Genomic DNA, 2858 nt, shown 5'->3' on the forward strand with positions numbered 1-2858 from the left:
CAGTACCGGCCCGACACCCTCGACGGCTTCATAGCCGGCACCGGCCTGGCCGTCGACACCCCAACGTCACCCTAGCCAGCCGAAGTCAGTAACGCAGCACCAGCACGGCCCGGTCCTTGGGCGATAGCTGGGCCAGGGCCGCGAGCAGTGCCACGCGCAGGGCCGGGTCGCCATGAACGTCCAACGCACTGTCGGGCACCGCCTCGACGGGCCGCTCCGTGCTGCGCCGCAGCCGCCGTTGCGAGAGATGGACGCGGACCAGGACGGTGCGGACGTAGGCGTCCCGGCTGTCCGCGCGCCGCACTCGTCCCCAGGAGGCGAAGGCCCTGGCCAGCGCCGTCTGCACCAGATCCTCCGCCTGGTACCAGTCCCCGCCGGTCAGCAGCAGCGCCGTACGGAAGAGCCAGGGGCCGGCCGTGCTCGCGAACTCCTGGAACTCCGCCAGCCGGTCGTCGTGTCTGCCGCCGAACGCGCCCATGCGATCCGTGTCCTCCCCTTCCGGCCGCGCTCTCGCGAACCGCTCTCACCCCTAAGCCTCGATTCACCGACGTGGTTTCGAAATGATCTACGAGGGTTTTTGGGGCGGGGCCTCGGACTGTCAGCTGAGTGCGGACAGGGTGTATCCGCTGGTCTGCCCAGCTTTTCCACGATTCGGCTTGGGTCGGGCCCTGGCGGGCGGGGTGGGGAGTGGCGTCAGGTTGTCTCGGGCGGCGCGTGGACGGTGGCAAACAGTTGTGCCCACGCGTCTTGCCAGGGCCATCGCTGCGGTAGGTGCAGGGTGCGGCGCCGGGCGGAGCGGGCGATCCGGGCGGGAACGTGGACCAGGTGAGCGCGCAGGGTGGCGGTGGTGGCCTTGGCGTGGAAGGCGCCGGCCAGAGCGCCTGCGGCGCGCAGCAGGTTGTAGGCCATCGCCCACAGGGTCAGCCAGGCGGCGTTGGCGTGGAAGTGTGCCGAGGGCAGGTGGGCCAGGGCGGAGGCTTTGCTGTCGGCGATGACCTGCTCGACGACGGCGTGGTGGCGGTGTTCCCGCTCGGCCTGGAGGGTTGGGGCGGGGTTGTCGGTGAAGAACGGGTGGTGGCGCCAGATGGGGAACAGCTCGCCCTGCTCGCCGGTGGTGAGCGGTTTGGCCAGGTCGCGTACCCGGCGCACGGTCAGCCGGGCCGTTACCTGCTCGCTCTTCTTGCGCCCGGTGAACGCGGTGTATGCGGGGATCTCGGCGACTTCGGCGTCGGAGATGAGTTCTCCGGTCTCTGGGTCGGGGACTGCGGTGGGGTAGGTGATCTGCTGCCACGTGGTGTCGGGGATGGCGGCGACGGCCCGCTTGATGGAGGGGTTCATGCCCGTGGTGATCGAGAAGTGGGCGCCGTTGCGGCGGCAGGCGGCGATGACCCCGGCGTTGTAGAACTGGGAGTCCGCGCGCAGGACGCGTAGGCCGGTGCAGCCGGCCTCGGCCGCGGTGGCCAGGGCCTCGGCGGCGAATTTCGGGGCGCCGCGGGAGTCGGCTGCCTTGCCGCGGCGCATCCGCACGGTGGCGATCACCGGCCGGGAGGTGGGGGTGCAGATCGTGGAGAGCAGGGGGTGCAGGGTGCGGATGCCCTTGAACCGGCCGTACTCGGCGCCCTGCTTGGTGCGGCCGTAGACCCGTTTGTGGGTGGAGTCGACGTCGATGAACGCCTTCTCGCCCGAGCCGGGCAGCAGCGGGGTGTGCGCGGTCAGCGCACCGAGGAACCTGCGGTGCACCGCGTGCAGTTGGAGGGCGTGACCGTGGGTGAACGCGCGGAGGAACGTGCCCAGTGTGGACGGGGCACGGACCTCTCGGAACACGGTCGGCATCGCACCGTGGCGCAGCATGTCCAGGTCATCGATGCTGTCGGCTCCTGCGGCCATGCCTGCCACGATGCTGGTGACCTTGACGTCGGCTGCTGCACCCGCACCGTTTGCCGCCCCGGTCAGCATCACCTTCTCCGACACCAGGCGCGAAAGCCCGCACCGTTCGGCCAGCCGCATCACCCGGACCAGCCCGGCATCCGCGATGAGATTCTGATCGTCGAACGCGGCCGACACCGCCGAAGCGGCATGGGAAGATTACATCTCGCGGGTGCTCTCCTGCTCTGTGGATATGGAACCGTAGGAAGTCCCATCGTCCCAGCTCAGAGGGCATCCGCGCCTTCATGTCCAAGCCCTGGACCGGCTGTTCATCGGTGGATCAAGGCTTAGTGTGGGGCCGTGACTACGCCCTCCGAGGACGCTGCCGAACCCGCGCCTGTGCCGGTTCGGGTCGTGCTGCCCGCCGATCCCCTGCTCGGGACCGAGCAGCAGGAAGTCGTGGCGCGGCTGTGGAGGCGGCGGCAAACGGAGACGGGCTGGGTCTACCTTGTGGTGGGGTTGCCGTCGTTCCGAGATCGAGAGGACGGCGGTGTGGAGGCGGCGGAGTACCGGGTGTGGGTGCGCGCCCCCGAACACGTACGGCCGGTCGACGGCGTCGACTACGACCAGGTCGTCACCGAGAAGCTGGAGCGGTCACCGCAGGCGGTGGTCCGTGAGGTCCTCGGGGAGCGCCGGCCTTCGGGGTGGCTGCTTGGGAAGGTGCGCGACGGCTGCGGCCCGGCCCGCTCTGTCCTGCACGCACCGGACTGCGAGGAAGCACCGGCGGGAGCGCCGCTGCTTGATGTGGACCGCGCCCTGGACGCGGCAGAGCATCCGGGCACCCGGCTGTGCACGCTGTGCGGAGCCGCGCAGGAGCTGACGCCTCTGCTCCGCGGCTTCGACCACATCACCGACTCCGCCCCCGACGACTCCTGACCCCGGCCGCCGCACCGTCGGCGGCGCTGGCGCGGCGGCCGTGCCCGGCGCGCAAC

At 70.5% G+C, this 2858-nt stretch carries 3 protein-coding genes; 1 reads left to right on the forward strand and 2 read right to left on the reverse strand.

The features are described from left to right. Positions 1-85: 85 nt before the first annotated feature. Positions 86-478 (reverse strand): sigma factor, encoded by a 393-nt coding sequence (locus ABZY11_RS43735; protein WP_356484508.1) that lies wholly within the window; start codon positions 476-478, stop codon positions 86-88. 215 nt (positions 479-693) lie between these two features. Next, complete coding sequence (locus ABZY11_RS43740; protein WP_356484509.1) at positions 694-2064, reverse strand: IS1380 family transposase; 1371 nt, start codon at positions 2062-2064, stop codon at positions 694-696. A 201-nt stretch (positions 2065-2265) separates the two neighbouring features. Between ABZY11_RS43740 and ABZY11_RS43745 the strand changes: the two genes are divergently transcribed. Next, entirely contained in the window at positions 2266-2802 is a 537-nt protein-coding gene (locus ABZY11_RS43745; RefSeq protein ID WP_356484510.1) for a DUF6233 domain-containing protein, read from the forward strand. Positions 2803-2858: the final 56 nt, after the last annotated feature.

The organism is Streptomyces sp. NPDC006510, assembly GCF_040611955.1.
Classification (GTDB): Bacteria; Actinomycetota; Actinomycetes; order Streptomycetales; family Streptomycetaceae; genus Streptomyces.